Raw genomic sequence first — 20864 nt, 5'->3', positions numbered from 1 at the left:
AGAAGCGCTCTGCGTCTTCGAGCCGCGGTTCCCTTCTCGCAGAGAAGGGCAACTAATCGGTCTCAATTACGCCGATTTTTTCGCGTGCTGCCCGGGTAGCGATGCGTGAACGATAGGTGACCCAGTGACAGAGACTGTAGAGAGCCAGAAAGCCCCTCAGGTGTTGGCCGACCGGCTACGGGAGGGACTTTCTGGCTGTTCAAGCTGTGGTCGATTCGGTTCTTCGAAGCTGTGTCGCCTTCTATCCCGTATAGTACTGCGGCTAGCCGTAGATTCAAGGCCGTAGCTAGCAAGCAACCAGTGTGGACCGACAGGAACTCGAACGCACGTTGGGAGAGACGTTCGACGACGCGGGGGCGGCCGCGGTGGTGGCACGACAGGCCGGCGACCTGGCCGACGGGGGGCAGTTCGACGCGGACTTCGGCGGCGAACTCACCGTCGAGACCGTCGTCGAGAACCTGCGGGACGCGCCGGGCGAGTACACGCTGACCGAGCGATGGAACTGGTGGCTCGGGGCCTTGGACCTCTCACACGGCGGATACGCGCGCTTCAGCGTCCGCCCCGACGTGGACACGCAGTCGTAGGTCGACCGAAAAAAGCGGCGCAGCCAGCCTCAGAATACCGAGCGCCCGTGGGCTGCTCGCGCGTGTTCGAGGAGCGCCTCCGTCGTCTGGAACTCCTCGCCGCATGTACACGTGTGATACGTGGTCGTGGGTTGCTGGCGTGTTGCCATAGCAGATACACCTTGTCCGCCAATCATAATAATTGTTTATGTGGTAGTGTTATCAGCCCACAATGGCAGTGGTAACAGCCCCCGTGACGTAGGCTCACGCGGAGGGGAGTCACCAGACACTCCTGCCGACACGACCCGTCGGATTTCGGCCGGACGCAGTCGCTCGTGGCTGTTTCCCTCCGTCCGGCCTGCCTGACGGTGCGCCCATGAGACTATAGCCGTGCGCCCCTAACGGGAGGTAGCACCCGGATAATTCATGACCCAAGGGGAGCCAAAGTCGGCCTACCGGCAGCGCGTCTACGAGGCCTTCGCCGACCGGAACCGACCGTTCGGGGAGGCCGTCGAGTCGGCGCTCACGGCCGGCTCGGAGCGCCTCGGCGTCGAAATCGGTTTTCTGACGCGAATCGAGGACGGGACACAGTACATCGAGCAATCGGTAGGTGACCACCCGGCTCTCCAGTCCGGCCAGCAGTGTCCGCTGAAGGACGCGTACTGCCGTCAGACAGTCGAACAGGACGGGCTGTTGAGCATTCAGGACGCTCGATCGTCCTCGGCGGTGTCGACGGCGACCTACGAGGCGTTCGGGCTGGAATCGTACATCGGGAGCAAGGTGCTGGTCAACGGGGCGACCTACGGGACGGTGTGTTTCGCCCACCGTGAGATGCGACCGGCCCCGTTCTCTGAGGCCGAAGAGCTGTTCGTCGAACTCGTCGCTCGCCTGGTCGGTCGCGCCATCGAGCGCCGGGAGTACGAGCGCGAACAGGCCGAGCGGAGGGCACAGCTCCAGGCCGAGAAACGACGGTTCGAGGGCATCGCGGCGAACAGCTTCGACCTCCTCTACCGCATCGACACCGACGGCGAACTGACCTATCTCTCCGAGGCCGTCGAGCGGATGCTGGGCTACGAGCCCGACGAACTCGTCGGTGAGACTTTCACGACGCTCCTCACCGACGAGAACGCCGACAGAGCGCTCGACGCCTTCGACCGCCTGCTCGGCGGCGAGACGATCCAGGGAATGGAACTCACGTTCACCCACTGCGACGGCCACGTGGTCGCGATGGAGATCAACGCCACGCCCATCACCGAGGGCGGCGCCGTCACGGCCGTCCAGGGCGTCGCTCGCGATATCACCGAGCGCAGGGAGCGCGAGTCGGAACTGCGCCTCCGAACGAGGGCGATGGACGCCGCGGAAGTACCCATCACGATGGCCGACGCCACGGAACCGGACAACCCCATCGTCTACGCCAACGGCGCCTTCGAGGCGGTCACCGGCTACAGCCGGTCGGCTATCGTCGGCTCCAACTGCCGGGTCCTCCAGGGGCCGGGAACAGACCCCGACGGCGTGGCCGTGCTCCGGGAGGGCATCGAGGACAAGCGGCCGGTGACGACACAGATTCTGAACTACCGCCGGGACGGGACGCCGTTCTGGAACCGCGTCACGGTGACGCCGGTCGAAGACGAGACGGGGACGGTGACTCACTACCTGGGCTTTCAGCAGGACGTCACCGAGCAACAGCGGATCACGCGGCTCGTCGAACTGCTGAACCGCGTTCTCCGGCACAACCTCCGCAACGAGCTGACCGTCATCGAGGGGTACACCGACTTCGTCGACGACCCGCCGGAGGGGCTGGACGTACAGGACAAGATACGCCAGCCGCTCCGGCGGCTGGTGTCGCTCAGCGAGCGGGCCCGAGAGCTTGAGAACATCGCGAAGAAGGCCCGGGACCCGGCGCGACTCGACCCGACCGAACTGCTCTCGGGGGTCGCCGACCGCCACCGCGAGCAGTTCCCGGCGGCGATAGTCGAAGTCGGCGTCGATACCGACCGCGATATCTGTGCCGGCACCGAGCTGGGGGTCGCCCTCGACGAGTTGGTGACCAACGCCATCGCCCACGACCCCGCCGACCACACCACGGTCTCGCTGTCCGCCCGCGACGACGGCGACTGGCTGGTCGTGACCGTCGCCGACGACGGCCCCGGCATCCCGCCGATGGAGGTCGCGGTCGTCGAGGCCGGTCAGGAGACGCCGCTGGAACACGGCAAGGGGCTCGGGCTGTGGCTCGTCAACTGGATCGTCACCCAGTACGGCGGCTCGTTCCAGCTCTCGGCCGACGACGGCACCGTGGCGACGCTCCGGCTGCCGGTCGTCGAGGCCGACCAATCCGTCGAGGACGCCGCCCGGCGACCGACGGCCCTGCTGCAGTAGCCAAGGCCCTGCCGTCCAGAACCGGAGCATGGAAACACCGCTGTCCCCTACCCTCGGCAAGATGGAGGTGACCTTCCTCGGCGGGGCCGACGAAATCGGGCGCAGCGCCGTCCTCGTCGACGGCTCGCTGTTGCTCGACTACGGCATGGCCAGCGAGTCCCCGCCGCAGTACCCGGTCGGCGACGTCGACCCCGACGCCGTCGTCGTCTCCCACGGCCACCTGGACCACGCCGGCGCGGTACCGGCGCTCATGTCCAGCGGCGACCTCCCGCCGGTCCACTGGACGCCACCGACCAGGGAGCTGGCGACGACGCTCGCCGAGGACACGCTGAAACTCCACGGCTCGACGCCGCGCTGTCCCTTCACCGACACTGATGTGCGCCGCCTGACACAGGCCTCGGAGACCCACGGCTACGACGAGACCTTCGAGGCCGCGGGGTACGAGGTGACCCTCTACAACGCCGGCCACATCCCCGGGAGCGCCCACGTGCTGGTGGACGACGGGGACACCAGACTCCTCTACACCGGCGACTTCCACACCGGCGACCAGCGCCTCGTCGCCCCCTCGACCGCCCGGCCCGAGGCCGACGCGGTCGTCTGCGAGTCGACGTATTCGGACGTGAGCCACGAGGCCCGCGACGCCGTCGAACAGCGGTTCGCCGAGAGCGTCAAGCAGACGGTCTGGGAGGGCGGCACCGTGGTGGTTCCGGCGTTCGCCATCGGCCGCACGCAGGAGGCGATGCTGGTCTGTGCGGCCCACGACATCGACTGCTACGTCGACGGAATGGGCAAGCGGGTGACCAAGCAACTGAAACGCCACCCCGAATTTCTCCGCGATGCGGACGCGCTCCGCGGGGCCACGTCCAGCGCCCGCTTCGTGACGGGGCGGGACGGCCAACGCAAGCGCATCGCCGAGCAAAACGCCGTCATCATCACCACCTCGGGGATGCTCAACGGTGGCCCGGCGATGACCTACGTCCCCGCTATCCGGCACCACCCGACCAACAAGGTCGCGCTGACCGGCTACCAGGTCGAGGGGACGCCCGGCCGACAGCTGCTCGACACCGGCAGCGCCGAACTCGACGGCCGCGTGATGCCCGTCAGCGCGCAGGTCGAACTCCACGAGTTCTCCGCACACGCCGACCGCAAGGGGCTGTTCGAGTTCCTGGAGCCCTACCGCGACACCCCCGTACTCGCCGTCCACGGCGACCGGACCGCCGCATTCGCCGAGGAGCTACGCGGCGATGGCTACGACGCCCGTGCGCCCGAACTCGGCGACACGGTCACGCTCTGACGGGCAGGGCGACGCGAGCGCCTCGGGAGCCCCGACGGGTCACTCGTCCCGCTGTTTCAGCCACTCGTCCAGTAGGTCACGGACCGCCGCGTCGCGGTTGTCGCGGTGGTCCGCAAAGGCCTTCTCGTCGACGGCCTCCAGCAACGCCTCGTCCAGCTCGACGTCGACTTCTTCGAGGTCGAGGAACGCTTCGTCCATGGGTTTCGGACAGTGCCGGACGGATAAATACCCTCGTCAGACGGCCGTCCCCCGCGCGTGTGACACCCGCCGAAACCCACTCCCCGCTCCCGGTCGACACACCGGTATGGAGCGGACCCACCTCGATTTCGACCGCTACTTCGATGTCGTCATGGCGACCGACGAGGCACAGGCCGCGGAGATGACCGTCGAACCGGGGCGCAGTGTCGGCGGCCCCGAAAACTACCACACCGAGAGCGACCAGTGGCTGTTCGTCGTCTCGGGCAGCGGCCTCGCCACCGTCGACGGCGAGGAAAAGCGCATCGACGCGGGGGACCTCCTTCGCATCGAGGCCGGCGAGCGCCACGGTATCGAGAACGACGGCGACGAGCCCCTGGAGACGGTGAACTTCTACACGCCGCCCCGGTAGCGCATACCGTCGGCTGTACCAGTACGGAAGACACTCGGGGTGGCGAAGAACCAGACACCGGTTTCGCTTGCCTGATTATCCAAGTCGAATCTGTCGGATGGCAACCGTTTTTGCTGGGACCGTCCGTGGCGCTGCAGGTCGCATCAAAGAGTTGGCGCCGCTCGGTCACTCGCTACGCCACGCCGGCCCGTTCGTCCATCGGGTCCCGGATGTCGCCGACCACCGCTTCCAGGGCGTCGGTGACGGTAAGCAGGCCGACCACCTCGCCGTCGTCCAGCACGACTGCGAGCTCCTGGCTCTCGGCCTGGAACCGGTCGATAGCGTCGCTGACGTTCGTCTCCGCCGGGATTGTCATCTGTGGGGCGGCGACCACTTCGAGGTCGACGCCGGAGAGCAGGTCTCCCTCGCCCGCCGTCTCCGTCGCTGCCCGCAGCAGCTCGGGGACGTAGACGGTACCGAGCAGGTCGTCGCCGTCGGCACCGATGAGCGGATACCGGGTGTGAGGGGTCTCGGCGACCTTCCGGGCGTTCTCGGCGTCGCTGTCGTTCGGCGAGAGCGCGACGACGTCGGCGGCGTGGACCATCACGTCACGGACCTGCTGGTCGCCGGCGTGGAGCGCCGCCAGCACCTCCTCGCGGCGCTCCTCGGTGAGGTCCCCCGCTTCGAGCACCGAACCGAGCTTGTTCCGGAGGTCCGCGCGGCTCTCGACGACGTCCGCTTCGGTCTCAAGCCACGCGCCGGACATCTCGATGCCGAACAGCCCCAGCGTCCACTTCGCGATGCTGTCGCCGACGGTGATGAGCGGCGAGATGAGCTTCGCGAAGTAGTACAGCGGCGTCGCGCCGTACCGACAGACGAACCGGGAGCGCTCGACACCCAGATACGTCGGCGTCTGCTCGCCGTGGGTGAGGTGGACGAGGTTGATGATGACGAAGGCGATTGTGGCCCCCAGACCGATGCCGGCCAGTCGCGACCCCGCGACGGCCGGCTCGAACAGCGCCGCGAGCGCCGGTTCGGCGACGATACCGACGGCGATGGAGGAGGCCGTGATGCCGACCTGGCAGCTCGTCAGATAGATTTCGAGGTCGTCGGTCATCTCCCAGGCCCGCTCCAGGGCCGGATGCCCATTGCCGACGAACTCCGACTCGGTGAACTGGCGCGCCCGGGTCAGCCCGAACTCGATGGCGACGAAGAAGCCGTTGGCGAGGATGAGCGCGACACCGGCCAGCAGCCGCACCGCTATCTCGACCGGTTGCATGAGCTAGTCGGGGGTTTCGCGCCGACGCGTGAAAAGCTGCTGATGCGGTTACTCGAACTCGTATTCGACCCCGGTCAGCTCCTCGGAGACAGTCCAGAGCCGCTCGGCGTCGGCTTCGTCCCGCGAGGCGGCGTTCGAGCTCTGGAACTCGGGGTAGCCCCGCATCCCCATGAGGCCGCCGGGACCGACGTACTCGCCGCCCATCACCTCGCCGCTGGTGGCGGCGTACAGCATCGGCAGGGCCCCGCGTTCGGCCGACTGGCCCAACAGGGCGTTCGCGACTTTCATCAGCCCCATCCGCACGCTCGACCCCATCTCCCGCGGGCCGCGGAACTGCAGCTCCGTGTCGGCGTAGCCGGGGTGACAGGCCACGCTGACGACGCTCTCGTCGTGGTCGTCGAGTCGGCGCTGGAGCTCGTACGCAAAGAGGAGGTTCGACAGCTTCGAGCGGCCGTAGGCCGACCACTTGCCGTAGTTCCGTTCGGACTGCAGGTCCGAGAAGTCCATCTCGCCGCTGGTGTGAGCCTGCGAGGACTGGGTGACGACGCGGCTCTCGCCCTCGCTCGCCCGAAGCAGGGGGAGCAGGCGGCCGGTCAAGGCGAAGTGACCGAGGTGGTTCACGCCGAGTTGCATCTCGAAGCCGTCGGCCGTCTCCTGTCGGGGGATGGCCATCACGCCGGCGTTGTTACAGAGCACGTCGATACCGTCCGTCTCCGCACGGAGCCCCTCGGCGAACGCCTCGACGCTGTCGAGGTCCGCGAGGTCACAGACCCGGACCTCCAGGTGTCCGTCCCTGACGGTCCGTCGGATGTCCGTGGCGGCCGCCTCGCCGCGCTCCTCGCTCCGGCAGGCCATCACGACTGTCGCACCGGCGTCAGCGAAGGCCTTGGTTCCCTCGTAGCCCAGCCCGCTGTTGGCGCCGGTGACGACCACCGTCTTTCCCTCCATCGGCGGCATCTCGTCGGCCGTCCAGCCTGACATGCACGGAGCTTGGCCCCCCACGTACAGAAACCCTCGCAATCACTGTCCCTTTGCCGCCTCGGCGCCTACTGTCGGTCGATGAGCGACGTTTCGGTCACGGTCTACACGCGCGAGAACTGCCACCTCTGTGAGCAGGCTGTCGACACCGTCGAACGGGTCGCAGCGGAGGAAGGCGTCGCGGTCGATATGGAACTGGTCGACGTGGACACCGACGAGCGGCTCCGCGAGGAGTACGGCGAGCGGGTCCCCTACGTCCTGCTGGACGGCTCGCCGGCGTTCAAGTACCGGGTCGACGAGGCGCGGCTGCGCCGGAAGCTGACCGAGTGACGGCGTCTACGACCGCTCCCGTGTCCCTCGCTCGACCGCCTCGCGAAGCGCCGCCGTCGCCGCCGCGGGGTCGTCGGCCCGCGTAACCGCCGTAATCACGGCCACGCCGTCGGCCCCCGCGCGGGCGACCGCGTCCGCGTTCTCCGCCGTGATACCGCCGATACCCACGAGGGGGATGTCGACCGCGTCGGCTATCGCCGCCACCCGCTCGGGCCCGACGCCGTGTTCGTCCTCGGGGATGTCGGATTTCGACCCCGTTCGGTAGATGGTGCCGACGCCGAGATAGTCCGCTCCGGCGGCCTCGGCGTCCCGGGCGGCCGCGACCGTCGACACCGAGCGGCCGACAATCGCCTCCTCGCCCAGCAGCTCCCGGGCAACCGGGACCGGTAGGTCGTCGTCGCCCAGGTGGACGCCGTCGGCGTCCAACGCCTGGGCCAGGTCGACGCGGTCGTTGACGACGAACGCGACGCCGCGCGCCCGACACAGCTCCCGTATCTCTGTGCCCATCTCGTAGCGCTCGTGGACGGACCGGTCCTTCTCGCGCAACTGGACGACGCCGACGCCGCCCTCGATGGCCCGCTCGACGACCTCGCGGGTGGTCCGTCCCGCCGACAGCGACTCGCCAGTCACCAGGTACGCGCTCCAGTCGGGCATGACTGGCCGTTGCACTGTCACGGCCCTGATTCTTGCGTTCCACGCGGGCGCACTGATACGGAAACTCGGTCGGTCGGTGCGCCGGCGCTCCGGGCGCCTGAGCCGAAGTTTTACCGGACTCCGGCCGCTCTCACCCACTGTGCGAAACTTCCACATCACGACGGTCTGGGGGATTCCGATACGGGTCAACGTCTCGCTGCTGGTCTTCCTGCCGGTGCTCGCGTGGCTCATCGGCAGCGGGACCCAGATAGAGCTCTACGCCGGCATCGTCGGTTCGCTCGTCGGGACCGAACTGGACGTCTCGGTCCTGCAGGCCGGGTCGACGCCGTGGCTCGTCGGGACGCTGGCCGCCGTCGGCCTGTTCGTCAGCGTCACGCTGCACGAACTGGGCCACGCCTGGGCGGGGATGCGCTACGACCTCGAAGTCGAGTCCATCACGCTGTGGATTCTGGGCGGCCTGGCCAGTTTCACGTCGTTCCCCCGGGAGTGGCACAAGGAGTTCTGGATCGCCGTGGCGGGCCCGATAACGAGCGTCCTCACCGGCGTGGCCTGCTACGCCGCCCTGCTGGCCCTGCCGGCCGGCGCGACGGTCCCGCTCTTCGTCGTCGGCTGGCTCGCGGTGACGAACCTCGTCCTCGCCGGCTTCAACATGCTGCCGGCGTTCCCGATGGACGGCGGGCGCGTGCTGCGGTCGCTGCTGGCCCGCAGGCGGTCTTACGCCTCGGCGACCAGAACGGCCTCCCGCATCGGGACCGCCTTCGCCGTCCTCTTTGCCGTCTTCGGCGTGCTCAACTTCGCGCCGATGCTGTTGCTGCTGGCGCTTTTCATCTACGCGGCCGCCAGCGGCGAGTCCCGGACCGTCGCGCTGGCGGACCTGCTGGAGGGGCTCACCGCCGGCGACATCGCCCGGCCGACGCGGCTCGCTATCGACGCCGACGCCACCGTCGAGGAACTGGTCGACCGGATGTTCGCCGAGCGGGCGGCGGAGTTCACCGTCACGCAGGGCGGCGAGGTGGTCGGCGTCGTCACGGTCTCGGACTTCCGTGAACTCTCGAAGGCCCAGCGCGAGGCCGACACCGTCGCCGACCTGATGGAGACCGACATCCTCAGGCTGGACGCGGCGATGTCGGCCTTCGACGCGCTGGTCGCGCTCGACACCGGCAAGGCGGCGGCCGCCGTCGTCGAGAGCCCCGACGGGGACCGCGTCGTCTCCCGCGAGGACTTCGCCTCGGCGATGGAGATGCGCCGGCTGGAGCGGGCCGACGAGCCGTTCTGAGGGCGGGCCACGACAGGCCGGTAGCTACAAACCCCAGCGCCTCTCACGACGGAACAATGCAGTCAGGCATCGCCGAGACGGTAACGTCGGTCACCGGGACGGACCCCCTGATACTCGGCTTGCTCGGCGGGCTCGTCATCGCCGCGATGAACCTCTTCGGGGCGTCGCTGGTGCTCGTGTGGCGCAATCCCTCGGAGCGGGCGCTCGATATCGCGCTCGGCTTTGCCGCGGGCGTGATGCTCGCGGCGGCCTTTACCAGCCTCATCATCCCCGGCATCGAGGAGTACTCCGGCGGTAACCCCGTCCCGACGCTGCTCGGGGTGGCACTGGGCGCGCTCTTTCTCGACCAGGCCGACCGCTTTCTCCCCCACGCCCACTACCTGCTGACCGGCAGCAAGCGGGCGGACGCGGCCGGACAGAGCGAGTCGCTGCCGGTCAACGAGGAGCGGCTCGCGGGCGTGGTCCTGTTCATCCTGGCCATCACGCTGCACAACATGCCCGAGGGGCTGGCCGTCGGCGTCGCCTTCGGTGCGGCCGCGAGCGACCCCACACAGCTCGGCGCCGCCATCTCGCTGATGCTCGCCATCGGCATCCAGAACATCCCGGAGGGGCTGGCGGTGTCGGTCGCCGCCATCAACGCGGGGCTGGACCGGCGGCTGTACGCCGTCGTGGCCGGGCTCCGGTCCGGCGTCGTCGAGATTCCGCTTGCCATCCTGGGCGCGGTCGCGGTCGCCACCGTCGAGCCCCTGTTGCCCTACGCGATGGGCTTTGCCGCCGGTGCGATGCTCTTTGTCATCTCCGACGAGATAATCCCCGAAACCCACCGCAGCGGCCACGAGCGGGTGGCGACGCTGGGGCTGATGGCCGGGACTATCGTCATGCTGTATCTCGACATCGCGCTCGCGGCCTAGCGGTCGTAGGGCCAGTTGGGGTCCCGATCGAACTCGTCGGCGTCGAGGCAGCTGTCGGCCTCCTCGGGCGTGCAGGCGCCGTACTCCCGGACGTTCTCCCGCGCCGTCGACAGCGAGACGCGGTTGCTGTCGCCGACGCAGTCGGCGTCGCCGAACTGCGTCGGGTCGTCGAGCCAGTGACAGACCGGACAGACCTCGTAGGAGCCGGGCTGTCCCTCCGGCAGCGTCCGATAGCCACAACACGGGCAGTATCCCAGCTCCCGCGCCGCGGGGTTACCGGGCGTGTCGGTCGACATGTGTCGTGGTATGACACGGCACATCAAAGAACTACCGGGTCAGTCACCGGCGGGACGGCTACCCGGACTGAGCGGCCTCGACTTTGTCGGCGTGTTTCTCCAGCTCGGCGGCCATCTCGCGGGCCTGGTCGGCCGACAGGGTCACTTTGTCGGCGTGCGGTTCGACGTGGTCAAGCTGTGTGTTGTCCATCTCCAGCTGCACCGAGACGTGGTCGGGGTCCTTCTTCGGCGAGGTGACGTTCAGCACCGCCATCGCCTCCTCCTCGAAGCCGTGACCCTCGACTTCGCCGTCGAGGAGGTCGAAGGTGGTGTACGCCGTGACCATCATGATTCGGTCTACCATACCTCCGCTTGCGGGTGTATCGACTTAACGGCTGTCCGTCGGTAATCCCCGCCGTCACGTCGTCACAGACGGTGGTCGTAGCGGTTTGGGGCCCGGAGATACCTACAACCGCGTCAGGCCGTCGGCAGGAGGTTGTCGAGAATCTGGACACCGGCCCGCTCGAACAGCTCCCGCATCTCGTCGTCCAGCGCGGTCTCCGTGACCAGGATGTCGATGTCCTCGACGGTCGCGAACTCCCTGAAGCTCTGGCGCCCGAGCTTGCTCCCGTCCGCCACGAGGATGACGAGCCGGCCGCCGTCACACAGCAGGGACTTGAGCCGGGCCTCGTCCTCGTTCGAGACCGAGAGCCCGCCGTCGGACTGGACGGCGTCGGTCTCGAGGAACACGATATCGAAGTTCGTCTTCCGGAGATACGACTCGGCGCTCGGGCCGACGAGCGCGTCCGAGGTGCGGCGAAGCGAGTCGCCGACGACCTTCACCTCGCCGCAGGTCTCGCGGAGCTCGAAGGCCGTCTCCGGGGAGTTCGTCGCGGCGAGCAGGGAGTGTGCGTCCGGGAGCACCTTCGCTATCTCCTTTGCCGTCGGCCCGGTGTCGAAAAACACCGCGTCGCCGTCGCTCAGTTCGTCGACGGCGCGTTCGGCTATCGCTCGCTTCCCGCTCGGGTCCGGGGCCGTCTCCCGCGTCCCCGCGCTGTCACCCTCGTCCGGCGCGGGGAGAGCACCGCCGTGGAACCGCTCGATGCGGCCGTCCTCCGCGAGCGACGCCAGGTCGCGGCGAATCGTCGCGCCCGAGACGCCGAACGCCTCGGTGAGCTCCTCGACAGTGACCCTGTCACTGTCGTTCACCATCCGGACGATTCGTTCCCGGCGTTTGTCAGGTAACATATCTACCACAGCTCTCGCTCCCGGCGTGCAGACACCGTCCCGCCTCGGGCGGGCTCGTCTTCGCAGTGGGTTCCATTGTGCCTCCCCTGCCCCCGCAGAAGCGGCCCCTCAGCGCGTGGCCGTCCGCTTCGGTCGTCACAGTTCATCGAGAGTGATGTGTTCGGCGTGGATTCAGGTGAGAGTGTGGACGGAAGTAACAATGATAAAATCTGTGTATCATTGCTGTGGAACTGGCTCGAACGGCGTCCCTGCGGACGCCTCGATACCCGTCGCTACCACGCCGCCGTCGACACCGGCTGTGCCGTCGTCGGCTGCCGCCACGCGCCCGGGGGCACGGGCGAACGCGGCGGGTGTGGCCACGACGCTGTGAGTCCTCTCTCCTGCCATTATCACGCGGTAATCTGTTGTTCGTCGGACTCCGATTTGAAGCTCAGTGACTCACCCGTCTTCGGGTCGAAGTACTGCAGCGAGTCCCGGTCGAAGCGGACGTTCACCTCGTCGCCCCGTTCGACTGTCGTGTCCGGGTCGACGGCCGCCTTGATGTCCTGACCGGTGTCGAGGGTGAGTTCGAGCACCGTCTTCTCGCCCTGTGGCTCGACGACGTTGACCGTCGCCGGGTGGACGTTCGCGGGGACCCCGTCTTTGTTCAACGCGATGTTCTCCGGCCGGATGCCGAGGACGACCCGCTCGCCGAGATACGCGTCGAGGTCGTCGATGAACTCGTCGGGGACGTCGTGGGTCTCGCCGCCGATGTCCAGTTCGAACTTCCCGGCGGAGGACTCTTCGAGCGTCCCCTCCAGGAAGTTCATGCTCGGCGAACCGAGGAAGCCGGCGACAAACATGTTCCGGGGGTTCATGTACACCTCGGTCGGCGCGCCGACCTGCTGTATCTCCCCGTCGTCCATGACGGCAATCTGGTCGGCCAGTGTCATCGCCTCGACCTGGTCGTGGGTGACGTAGACCGTCGTCGTCGACAGCTCGTCGTGGAGCTTGTTCAGCTCCGCGCGCATCCTCACGCGCAGCTTCGCGTCGAGGTTGCTGAGTGGCTCGTCCATCAGGAACACCGCCGGGTCGCGGACGATCGCACGACCCAGCGCCACTCGCTGCTGCTGACCGCCGGACAGCTCCGACGGTCGTCGGTCGAGCAGGTCCTCTATCTGCAACAGCTCGGCGGCGTCTTTGACCCGCTCCGCGATGATGTCCTCGTCCATGTCGTGTTGCTCCAGGCCAAAGCGCATGTTCCCGCGGACGGTCTTGTGCGGGTACAGCGCGTAGTTCTGGAACACCATGGCGATGTCGCGCTCGTAGGCGCGCTTGTCGTTGACGACCTCGTCGCCGATTTCGATATCACCCGAGGTCGCCCGCTCCAGCCCGGCGATGAGCCGGAGCGTCGTGGTCTTTCCACAGCCCGAGGGGCCGACGAGCACGGTGAAGCTCTCGTCCGGAATATCGAGCGAAACGCCGTCGACAGCGGTGACGTCTTCGAATTGCTTTACGAGTTCGGTGAGTTTTACCTGTGACATAGTTATTACTCCTTGACAGCTCCTTGCGTCAGTCCGCTCACGATGTACTGCTGGAAGAACAGTCCAAACAGGATTCCGGGCACGGCAGCTATCATCCCGCCGGCGGCCAGGTGCGCCCAGTCAACGAAGTCGTCCGCGACGAACAGCGACACCGCGATGGGGAGCGTCTGGGCCGTTTCGGAAGACGTGAGGACCAGTGCGAAGACGAACTCGTTCCACGAGAAGATGAAGGCGAGGATGGCCGTCGCCGCGATACCGGGCTTGGCCATCGGGAGGATGATCTTGAAGAAGGCCTCCCACCGCGAGCAGCCGTCGATGCGGGCCTGCTCGTCCAGCGACTCGGGAACGCCGTCGAAGTAGTTCTTCATAATCCAGACCGCGAAGGGGAGGTTGAAGAAGGTGTACGTGAGTATCAGCGCCAGGCGCGTGTCGTACAGGCTCCCCGTGATACCGCCGATGAGCGGCGGGCTCGACATGATCTGGAAGAACGGGACGATGAGCGCGATGGGCGGAATCATCCGCGCACCGACGATAGACAGCAGGAGCGTCTTGTTGCCCATGAAGTCGTAACGGGAGAAGGAGTATCCCGTCAGCGTCCCCAGCGTCACGCAGATGACCGTGGTGGTCGTCGCGATGATGACGCTGTTTATCGTGTAGTTGTCGAATGGACGATTCGTGAAGATGTCCACGTAGTTCCCGATTGTCGGGTCCCGCGGGATGAACGTAATCGGGAGCGACAACACTTCAGCCGAGGGCTTGATGCTCGTGATGAAGATGTAGTAGATCGGGAACCAGATGACGACGAGGTACACCGAGAGCAACACGTAGGCTCCCAGCCGTTCGCGTACGACGGACGGCCACTCGTTGTCTGTCTCCAGTCCCAGCGACCGACGGAGGCGGTCGAGTCTCGATTTCTTGGTGCTCATGCTTCGTAGGGTGATTCGCCGAATATCTTGTACAGCGTGGCCACGATGGCGAACGTCACGACCAGTAGGACGACACCCAGCGCCGCGCCGGGTCCGGGCGAGTTGAAGACCTGTGCGGTGCGGTACAGCCAGGAGGCCCACACTTCAGTGGCCTTCCCGGGACCGCCCCCGGTCATCACCCAGACGAGGTCGAGCGCTCGGAGGTCGAAGATGATGCGGATAGTCAGCGCGACCATAATCGACGGCTTCAGGAACGGGTACGTGACGTTCCAGAACCGCGACCAGCGGCTGGCCCCGTCGACTTCGGCCGCGTCGTACAGCTGTTCCGGGACGTTCTGGAGCCCCGCGAGCAGGATGATGACGATGAAGGGCGTAAACACCCAGACGTCGGCGACGATGAGCGCCGCCATCGCCAGTGCCCCGTTCGAGAGGAACGGGATGTTCCCGGAGATGACCCCCATCTGCTGGAGGGCCCCGTTTATCGCACCGAAGTCGGCCTGGAACATCCAGCGCCACATCAGCCCGCTCATCACGTAGGGGAGAATCCAGGGGACGATAACCGCCGTCCGGAACCAGCTACGGCCCTTGAGGTCCTTGTGTAACAACAGCGCGATTCCCAGCCCCAGCACGAAGGAGATAGTGACGCTGAAACCGACATACACTATCGTGTTCCTCGTGATCGCGACGAACTCCTGACTGAAGCCCCCGAACGCGGCGTTGGCCCCCTCCCGTGCGAACAGTAGCCGCTCGAAGTTCCGGAGCCCGACGAACTCCATCTCGTTTGTCACCGGGTTCCGGAACTGGAAGCTGTTGATGATCAGCTTTACCGTCGGATAGACGATTATCGCCGCAATCCACAACAGCGTCGGCCCGACGGTCAGCGGGATGAACAGCTTGTCGAGTTTGCGACGAAGCGGTTGTTTTTCTGTTGACATTATGTGGAAAGATGCTGCCCGGGACGCTCAGATGAGGCCGATGTCCTGGTAGAGCCGCTCGATGTTGCTGAACGCGTCGTCGAGCGCGGTCTGGGGGTCCTTGTTGCCGAGCAGCGCCGGCGTGATCTGCTCGTTGAGGTAGTCGTCGACCTGTGGCTGTGCCATGTAGGTCTCGCTCTTCGCGTTCTCCAGGTTGAACCGCATGTCCTCGAGCAGCCAGGACGGGTACTCGCTCTGAATCTCGTCGTCCTCGTAGACGTCGGGCACGACACAGGGGTTGCCCTCGACGAGCATGTTGTTCTTGGCGGACTCGCGGCTCGTCATGAACTCGGCGAACTGCTTTGCGGCGTCTTTGCGCTCCGAGAACGCCGAGACGCTGATACCGTTCGTGTCCTGGAAGGTCGCGCGGCTCTCGGGGCCCTTGGGCGGCTTGGCGCTGCCGAGTCGGCCATCCTCCCACTCGTCGAGGGCTCGCGAACCGAGCGGCGTCCACGACTCGACGGTGGCGTACTGGCCGGCGACGAAGTTGTCGCCGATGCCACCCTCACCGAGGCTGGAGACCCCGTCGGGGCTGATGCCGCGTTCGCGGAGCTGGCTGAAGAACTCCAGCGCCTCGACGCCGGCGTCGCGGAACACCGGCTCGTTGCTGTCGTTGAACAGCTGACCGCCGGCCTGGTAGAGGAACTGCTTGAACGTGAACACGGACTTTCCGCCCCAGGTGTACCCGAAGCCGGCCTTATCGCCCTGCGAGAGCTGTTCGCCCTGGTTGAGCACCTCGTCCCACGTGTCCGGCGGGGAGTCAAAGCCCTGGTCGCTCAGGTACTGCTGGTCGTAGAGGTAGGTGCCCCACTTCCCGAACTCGGGGGCCATGTAGGTGCTGCCGTCGAACGTGACCAGCTCGGACAGCGAGTCGGGGAACTTGCCCATGTGCTCGTCGCCCAGTTCGAGCGGTTCGAGCCACTCCGAGCTGACGAAGTCCGCGAGCCACCAGGTCGGGCCGTTGAACGCGTCGACCTGGGAGTCCTGGTTCCGCCAGATGGTCGTGAGGCTCGTTTTCAGGTTGTTCCAGGGGACTTCGTTGACCTCGACGCTGATACCGGTCTCCTCCTCGAACCGCTTGATGTTGTCCTCCGTACCGGGGTCGAACTCCAGGGACCCCGCGTTGTAGAACACGATCTCGTCAGCCGTCGTCTCCGAACCGTTACCGAGGATACCGCCACAGCCGGCGAGCCCGACTGTACTTGCGACACCCGCACCTTTGAGGAACCGCCGTCGACTCCGAGCGCGTTTCTTTTGCATACAAACGCTCACAAAACGTTCACGTATTATAAATCATGGGGATAGTCCTTTGGTATATTTTCCCACCGTTAGCGCTACGAATTTCGTTTAATCACACTCATGAAGGCCTCAAACAGCCCGTTTCGATGTTACAGCAAATATTGCACCTAATTCTATACTGCTACCCCTGCACCGTCCGTGAACAATACTGTTCATATCGTGCAGATGTTCACGCGGCCTGCGCAGTATTTATCGAAAGTATGCACACGCCAGCGTCGGGACTACCGGTCCGTACCGAGCCCCAGAACGAGTCCCGTTATCGGCCGGGCGTTAGTCGGCCCCGAACCCCACGCGGTCGGCGTCCGCGGCGGCCCGCTCGATGGTCGCGTCGAGGTCGAACTCCCGGACGACCTCCCCGTCACGGACAAGCGGTTCCATGAGCGACGTGGCGCCGTCGGGACCGGCGCGGTCGGCCAGCCCGATGTGGTGGCCGCCGTCCTCGGTCCGATACACCGACTTCGTCCCGGTCAGCTTGCCGCGCTTGGCCGCGAGCTCGCCGTCGACCTCCACGACGTCGAGGGCGAAATCCAGCGGGTCGGCGTTCGAGACGTAGCTCCCGACGCCGAAGCCGTCGGCCACGTCCCGGAGCTCGCGCAGGTCCGCGGGCCCGAGCCCGCCCGAACAGAAGATATCGAGGTCCCCGTGGCCGGCGGCGTCGAGCGACCAGCGGACCTCGCGGACGATGTGGCGGAAATCGCCCCGCCGGGACCCCGTCGTATCGAGGCGGACGCCGTCGAGGTCGTCGACGGCCTCGGCCGCCCGCAACGCCTCGTCGACCTCGTCCGAGTAGGTGTCGACCAGGGCGATGCGGGGAGTCGACTCGGGAACCGCCTCGTCGAAGGCCCGCCACGCCTGCTCCTGCTCGCCGCGGCCGAAGCATATCATGAGCGCGTGGGGCATCGTCCCCCCGGCCTCCCGACCGATGACGTCGCCGGCGGCGATGTTCGAGAACCCGTCCAGCCCGCCCAGCAGGGCCGACCGCTCGACCAGCGCGCCCAGCGACGGATGGACGTGCCGGGAGCCAAAGGACAGCACCGTCGAGTCGGGGGCCGCCCGGCGGGCCTCCAGGGCGCGCGTCGCCACGCCGGTCGGGTGCGAGAGAAAGCCCAAAAGCGCCGTTTCCAGCCGGCAGAACTCGCGGTAGGGGCCCTCGATTCGCAGGACCGGCCCGCCGTCGAACAACGTCCCCTCGGGCAGTGCGTCGGCGTCGAGGGCCCGCCCTTCCAGTAGCGCCGCGGCGTCTTTCAGGCCGGCCAGCAGGTGCCACTCGCCGGTCGGGAACTGGTCGGCCGTCACCTCCGCGACGACGTCGGGGTTCCGGCCGGCGTGGTCGAGCGCCTCTATCGTCCGCTCGAAGTACGCGTCCGTCGCGCGCCCCGAGGTGATCGCTTCCGGTGGGATAATGTCGAACGTCTCGGTCATTACCGCGGTGTTAGCGCGGCGGTGGAAAAAACGGGCGGGTAGCGGCTCCCGCAGCGCCGGTCGTGCGAGCGACGCGCACCGCCGGAGAATTTCTCACGGCGCGGACCTGGATAGACGGGTGCTGAGTCCGCCGCACGCGTTCGGGCTCATCAGTTCGAGCGGTGAATCCCGTCCAGGTCGGAGACCGTCGGTCCGTTGACGATGCGGACCGTCCGCCCCTCGCGGACGACGCGGAAGGCGTCCGCGAACGGACCGTCGGGGACCACGTAGACGTCCCCCCGCGGGTTGCTGGCGCCGTGTTCCTCGGTCAGCGCGCCCCGATAGGCGTCCGCGAACTGGCGGGCGTCGCGCTCGGTGTCCCAGCGGCTCTCCCAGACGTAACCGCCGCCGCCCGAGCCGTCCCGGTAGGGGACCACCGTGTCGCCGGCCCACCCCTCCGAGGGTCGGCTCACGTAGCTGTGACGGTCGGCGCTCGTCCGGTCGTTGTGATACATCGTCGCGAAGACGGAGGCCTCCCCGACCGTGTCGCCGACGGGGTCGCGGTCGAAGCGGTCCCACTCGGCGTTCGAGCGGTCGGCGACAGTCACCGAGACGGGCGTCTCGTCGGGGTAGCGTTCGGGGTGGATGACCTGCTCGGAGCTGTCGGGGTAGTCGCCGTGGAGCGCGTCGACGGCGTCCCAGCCGCCGCGCTCGTAGACCCTGTCGACGAAGCCCGGCCCGCTGATGTAGGGCTGGATGAGGACGGTGAAGACGCCGGGGTTGTCGCGGCCGCCCCCACCGCCACCACCGCCGTCACGTGCGGGCGTCCCGATGCAGCTCCAACGGTTCTCACAGCGCTGTTCGTACGTGTTCTGGATGTAGTTCGCCTCGCCCTCGATGACGCCGCTGTGTGACAGCTGCGTGTCCTGGGTCCGGGGCGACCCGCCGAGCCCGAACTGCTGGTCCTGCAGGGCGTGGACGAGTTCGTGCGAGAGGGTCTTCCGGTCGACGACCGGCGTGTCGGTCTCGCTGACGACGACGATTCGGTCCTCGCCGGACGAGTAGTACCCCAGCACCGAGTTGCCCTGCGTGTCGCTGATGGCCTCGTCGCTCCCCTCGCTCTCGCCGACGAGCAACAGCGCCTCCCACACCTGGTCGTTCCAGGGGTCCCCGCCGGGTCCGGCGCTCCCGTTCGAGCGCGAGCGGTTGCGGTACTCGGCCCGCGAGATGACGTCAACGGGGACCGTCGACTCGAACTCCCGGTCGCGAATCCGCTCGACGCGGGCCATCGCCCGGGCGGTGACGGCGTCCAGTTCGCTCTCGTTGAGCCCGTCGTCCGTCGTCACGTCGACCGGGTCGTCGTACCAGTAGCCGTTCTCCCAGCCGATCGTGTCCCCGCCGGGGGGCTCCTCGGGATGGCCCAGAAACGGTACCGAGCAGCCCGCGAGCGCGACCAGCAAGGCGAGAGCCAGCGCGAGCGCCCTACGCATCGTACAGTTCGGAAAGCTCTGCCTCCGTCGGGGCGTTCACCACGGTGACGGTGTCGCCATCGACGCGGACGGCGACGGCGTCGGCGAACGGACTCCCCCCGTCGATGACCCAGTTCCCGTCCGCGGTGCGCTCCCCGCCCCAGTGCTGGATGACGCGCGCCCACGCGGCCGCGAACCGCTCGGCCGACGCGTCGTCGCTCCAGGTCGTCCGCCAGACGTAGCCCGTCTCGCCGTCCTTCGTGTACACCTGCATCCGGCCGCCGTCCCAGCCGCTCGTCCCCGGCAGGTCGTAGTTGTACGGGTCCGACCGAACGGTCCGGTAGTCGGCCAGCTGTGACTGGCTGACGACCGAGGAGTCGTTGTAGCCGTCGCCCGTCGTGTAGGCCAGCGACGCGGCGATGGCCGACGGGCCGACGGTGGCGTAGTCGGGCCGGTCGCGGTCGGTCGAGGGGCGCACCCGCTCCCAGTCGCCGCTCGGGGGCTGTGGTATCGTCACGTTGCGGGGCTCCCACTCGGGGTAGTCGGAGGGAGTGATGACCTCGCGCGCGCCGTCGGGCACGTCGCCGTAGGCGTCGTTCACCGCGTCCCAGCCGCCCCGTTCTCGGAGGGTGGCGACGAACGACGACCCGTCGCTGTAGGGGAAATAGAGCATGTAGGAGACCCCGAAGTGCGTGTCACCGGCGGCGCCGCCGGACTGCCCGACCGTGACGCACGACCAGTTCGTCCCACAGCGGTCCATGTACGCGGTCTCGGTCGCCTTGGCGTCGCCCTCGATGAGCGCGTTTCGCCCCTGCAGGCCGTCGCGCGTGCTGGCGTTGCTCGCCAGGTCGAAGCGCTGGTCTTGGAGCGCGTGGACGAGTTCGTGCGAGAGAGTCTTCTCGCTGATTCTGGGCGTCTCCGAATCGGTGACGATGACGATTTCGTCCAGCGACGGGCTGTAGTACCCCAGGACGCTGGCACCGAGCGCGCTCTCCTGGGTCTCGATGGAGTCGGTGTCCTCGCCGACGAGGAACAGCGCCTCGAACTTCGCGTTGTCGAAGGTCCGGAGCGCGTCGCCGTGGCTCGCGTTGGCGCTCCGGTTCCGGTAGGACGCCCGCGAGACGGTCCTGACGGGAACGGCCCCCTCGAACTCCAGACCGCGGACGTACTCGACGCGGGCCATCGACCGGTTGACCACGGCCGACAGTTCGCTCTCGTTGAGCCCGTCGCCGTTCGAGACGTTCAGCGAGTCGTTGTGCCAGTAGCCGTTCTCCCAGCCCAGTCGGTCGCGTTCGGGGTCCGGGCGGGTGGTCCCCCCGTCGGTCAGGTTCCCGCCGTCGAGGACGACCGTGGTGGTGTTGACGTACTCGGTGTCGGTCGGCGTCTCCGCGGATGTCCCCGCGTCCAGCCCCTGACAGCCCGCAAGGAGGAGTATCACAGCACAGCAGACGACCGCGAACTCACGTCGCATTACCAGTCTCTGGGGTGGGACGGTGAAAAGT

21 protein-coding genes are annotated in these 20864 nt (G+C 67.1%); 7 read left to right on the top strand and 14 right to left on the bottom strand.

All coding sequences use genetic code 11. The features are described from left to right. The first annotated feature begins 302 nt into the window (after window positions 1-302). The 3 genes from NJQ98_RS14140 to NJQ98_RS14130 all read left to right on the top strand — a co-directional run bounded on the left by NJQ98_RS14140 (window position 303) and on the right by NJQ98_RS14130 (window position 4233). Window positions 303-584 (top strand): WNWW family protein, encoded by a 282-nt coding sequence (locus NJQ98_RS14140; RefSeq protein ID WP_262179785.1) that lies wholly within the window; start codon window positions 303-305, stop codon window positions 582-584. 405 nt (window positions 585-989) lie between these two features. Continuing rightward, window positions 990-2939, top strand: coding sequence for a PAS domain S-box protein (locus NJQ98_RS14135; protein ID WP_262179783.1), 1950 nt, complete (start codon window positions 990-992; stop codon window positions 2937-2939). 61 nt (window positions 2940-3000) lie between these two features. Further along, a complete protein-coding gene (locus NJQ98_RS14130; RefSeq protein ID WP_262181006.1) occupies window positions 3001-4233 on the top strand; it encodes an MBL fold metallo-hydrolase in 1233 nt (410 codons plus the stop codon). A gap of 39 nt (window positions 4234-4272) precedes the next feature. Here the strand turns inward: NJQ98_RS14130 and NJQ98_RS14125 are convergent, their stop codons facing one another. Then, window positions 4273-4431, bottom strand: a complete 159-nt coding sequence (locus NJQ98_RS14125) for a ribbon-helix-helix protein, CopG family (protein ID WP_262179781.1) — start codon at window positions 4429-4431, stop codon at window positions 4273-4275. A 106-nt stretch (window positions 4432-4537) separates the two neighbouring features. Between NJQ98_RS14125 and NJQ98_RS14120 the strand changes: the two genes are divergently transcribed. Then, window positions 4538-4840, top strand: coding sequence for a cupin domain-containing protein (locus NJQ98_RS14120; protein ID WP_262179780.1), 303 nt, complete (start codon window positions 4538-4540; stop codon window positions 4838-4840). A gap of 172 nt (window positions 4841-5012) precedes the next feature. Here NJQ98_RS14120 and NJQ98_RS14115 read toward each other — a convergent pair whose 3' ends face one another. Continuing rightward, window positions 5013-6098, bottom strand: a complete 1086-nt coding sequence (locus tag NJQ98_RS14115) for a CNNM domain-containing protein (protein WP_262179779.1) — start codon at window positions 6096-6098, stop codon at window positions 5013-5015. Window positions 6099-6146: 48 nt separating this feature from the next. Then, complete coding sequence (locus NJQ98_RS14110) at window positions 6147-7079, bottom strand: oxidoreductase (protein ID WP_262179778.1); 933 nt, start codon at window positions 7077-7079, stop codon at window positions 6147-6149. A gap of 78 nt (window positions 7080-7157) precedes the next feature. On the opposite strand from NJQ98_RS14110, the gene NJQ98_RS14105 reads away from it, so the two are divergent. After that, window positions 7158-7406: a glutaredoxin family protein gene (locus tag NJQ98_RS14105; RefSeq protein ID WP_262179777.1), complete on the top strand. Its 249-nt coding sequence runs from the start codon at window positions 7158-7160 to the stop codon at window positions 7404-7406. A 6-nt stretch (window positions 7407-7412) separates the two neighbouring features. Here the strand turns inward: NJQ98_RS14105 and thiE are convergent, their stop codons facing one another. Beyond that, entirely contained in the window at window positions 7413-8060 is a 648-nt protein-coding gene (gene thiE / locus NJQ98_RS14100; protein ID WP_262179776.1) for a thiamine phosphate synthase, read from the bottom strand. Window positions 8061-8199: 139 nt separating this feature from the next. Here thiE and NJQ98_RS14095 point away from each other — a divergent pair, with 139 nt between their 5' ends. Then, window positions 8200-9336 (top strand): site-2 protease family protein, encoded by a 1137-nt coding sequence (locus tag NJQ98_RS14095; protein WP_262179775.1) that lies wholly within the window; start codon window positions 8200-8202, stop codon window positions 9334-9336. 56 nt (window positions 9337-9392) lie between these two features. Continuing rightward, a complete protein-coding gene (locus tag NJQ98_RS14090) occupies window positions 9393-10247 on the top strand; it encodes a ZIP family metal transporter (protein ID WP_262179772.1) in 855 nt (284 codons plus the stop codon). On the opposite strand, the gene NJQ98_RS14085 is transcribed toward NJQ98_RS14090, so the two are convergent. From NJQ98_RS14085 to NJQ98_RS14040, 10 genes are all read right to left on the bottom strand, one after another. After that, window positions 10244-10543 (bottom strand): CPCC family cysteine-rich protein, encoded by a 300-nt coding sequence (locus tag NJQ98_RS14085; protein WP_262179771.1) that lies wholly within the window; start codon window positions 10541-10543, stop codon window positions 10244-10246. The genes NJQ98_RS14090 and NJQ98_RS14085 overlap by 4 nt on opposite strands. Before the next feature lie 58 nt (window positions 10544-10601). Then, on the bottom strand, window positions 10602-10886 hold the full coding sequence (locus tag NJQ98_RS14080; RefSeq protein ID WP_262179768.1) for a DUF6360 family protein: 285 nt from the start codon (window positions 10884-10886) through the stop codon (window positions 10602-10604). 113 nt (window positions 10887-10999) lie between these two features. After that, complete coding sequence (gene glpR, locus NJQ98_RS14075) at window positions 11000-11770, bottom strand: HTH-type transcriptional regulator GlpR (protein WP_262179767.1); 771 nt, start codon at window positions 11768-11770, stop codon at window positions 11000-11002. Window positions 11771-12159: 389 nt separating this feature from the next. Further along, window positions 12160-13293, bottom strand: coding sequence for an ABC transporter ATP-binding protein (locus NJQ98_RS14070; protein WP_262179765.1), 1134 nt, complete (start codon window positions 13291-13293; stop codon window positions 12160-12162). A gap of 5 nt (window positions 13294-13298) precedes the next feature. Next, entirely contained in the window at window positions 13299-14219 is a 921-nt protein-coding gene (locus NJQ98_RS14065; protein ID WP_262179764.1) for a carbohydrate ABC transporter permease, read from the bottom strand. Next, entirely contained in the window at window positions 14216-15154 is a 939-nt protein-coding gene (locus tag NJQ98_RS14060) for a carbohydrate ABC transporter permease (protein ID WP_262179761.1), read from the bottom strand. The genes NJQ98_RS14065 and NJQ98_RS14060 overlap by 4 nt, the downstream gene beginning before the upstream one ends. A gap of 27 nt (window positions 15155-15181) precedes the next feature. Beyond that, window positions 15182-16453, bottom strand: a complete 1272-nt coding sequence (locus NJQ98_RS14055) for a sugar ABC transporter substrate-binding protein (protein ID WP_262179760.1) — start codon at window positions 16451-16453, stop codon at window positions 15182-15184. A 309-nt stretch (window positions 16454-16762) separates the two neighbouring features. Beyond that, window positions 16763-17914 (bottom strand): nicotinate phosphoribosyltransferase, encoded by a 1152-nt coding sequence (locus NJQ98_RS14050; protein ID WP_262179758.1) that lies wholly within the window; start codon window positions 17912-17914, stop codon window positions 16763-16765. 149 nt (window positions 17915-18063) lie between these two features. Beyond that, window positions 18064-19383, bottom strand: a complete 1320-nt coding sequence (locus tag NJQ98_RS14045) for an Hvo_1808 family surface protein (protein ID WP_262179757.1) — start codon at window positions 19381-19383, stop codon at window positions 18064-18066. Next, window positions 19376-20833, bottom strand: a complete 1458-nt coding sequence (locus NJQ98_RS14040) for an Hvo_1808 family surface protein (protein ID WP_262179755.1) — start codon at window positions 20831-20833, stop codon at window positions 19376-19378. Before NJQ98_RS14040 ends, NJQ98_RS14045 begins: the two co-directional genes overlap by 8 nt. Window positions 20834-20864 lie beyond the last annotated feature (31 nt).

The sequence above is a fragment of the Haloarcula laminariae genome (genome assembly GCF_025457605.1).
GTDB lineage: Archaea > Halobacteriota > Halobacteria > Halobacteriales > Haloarculaceae > Haloarcula > Haloarcula laminariae.
This window is presented reverse-complemented; position numbering and strand designations above follow the sequence as displayed.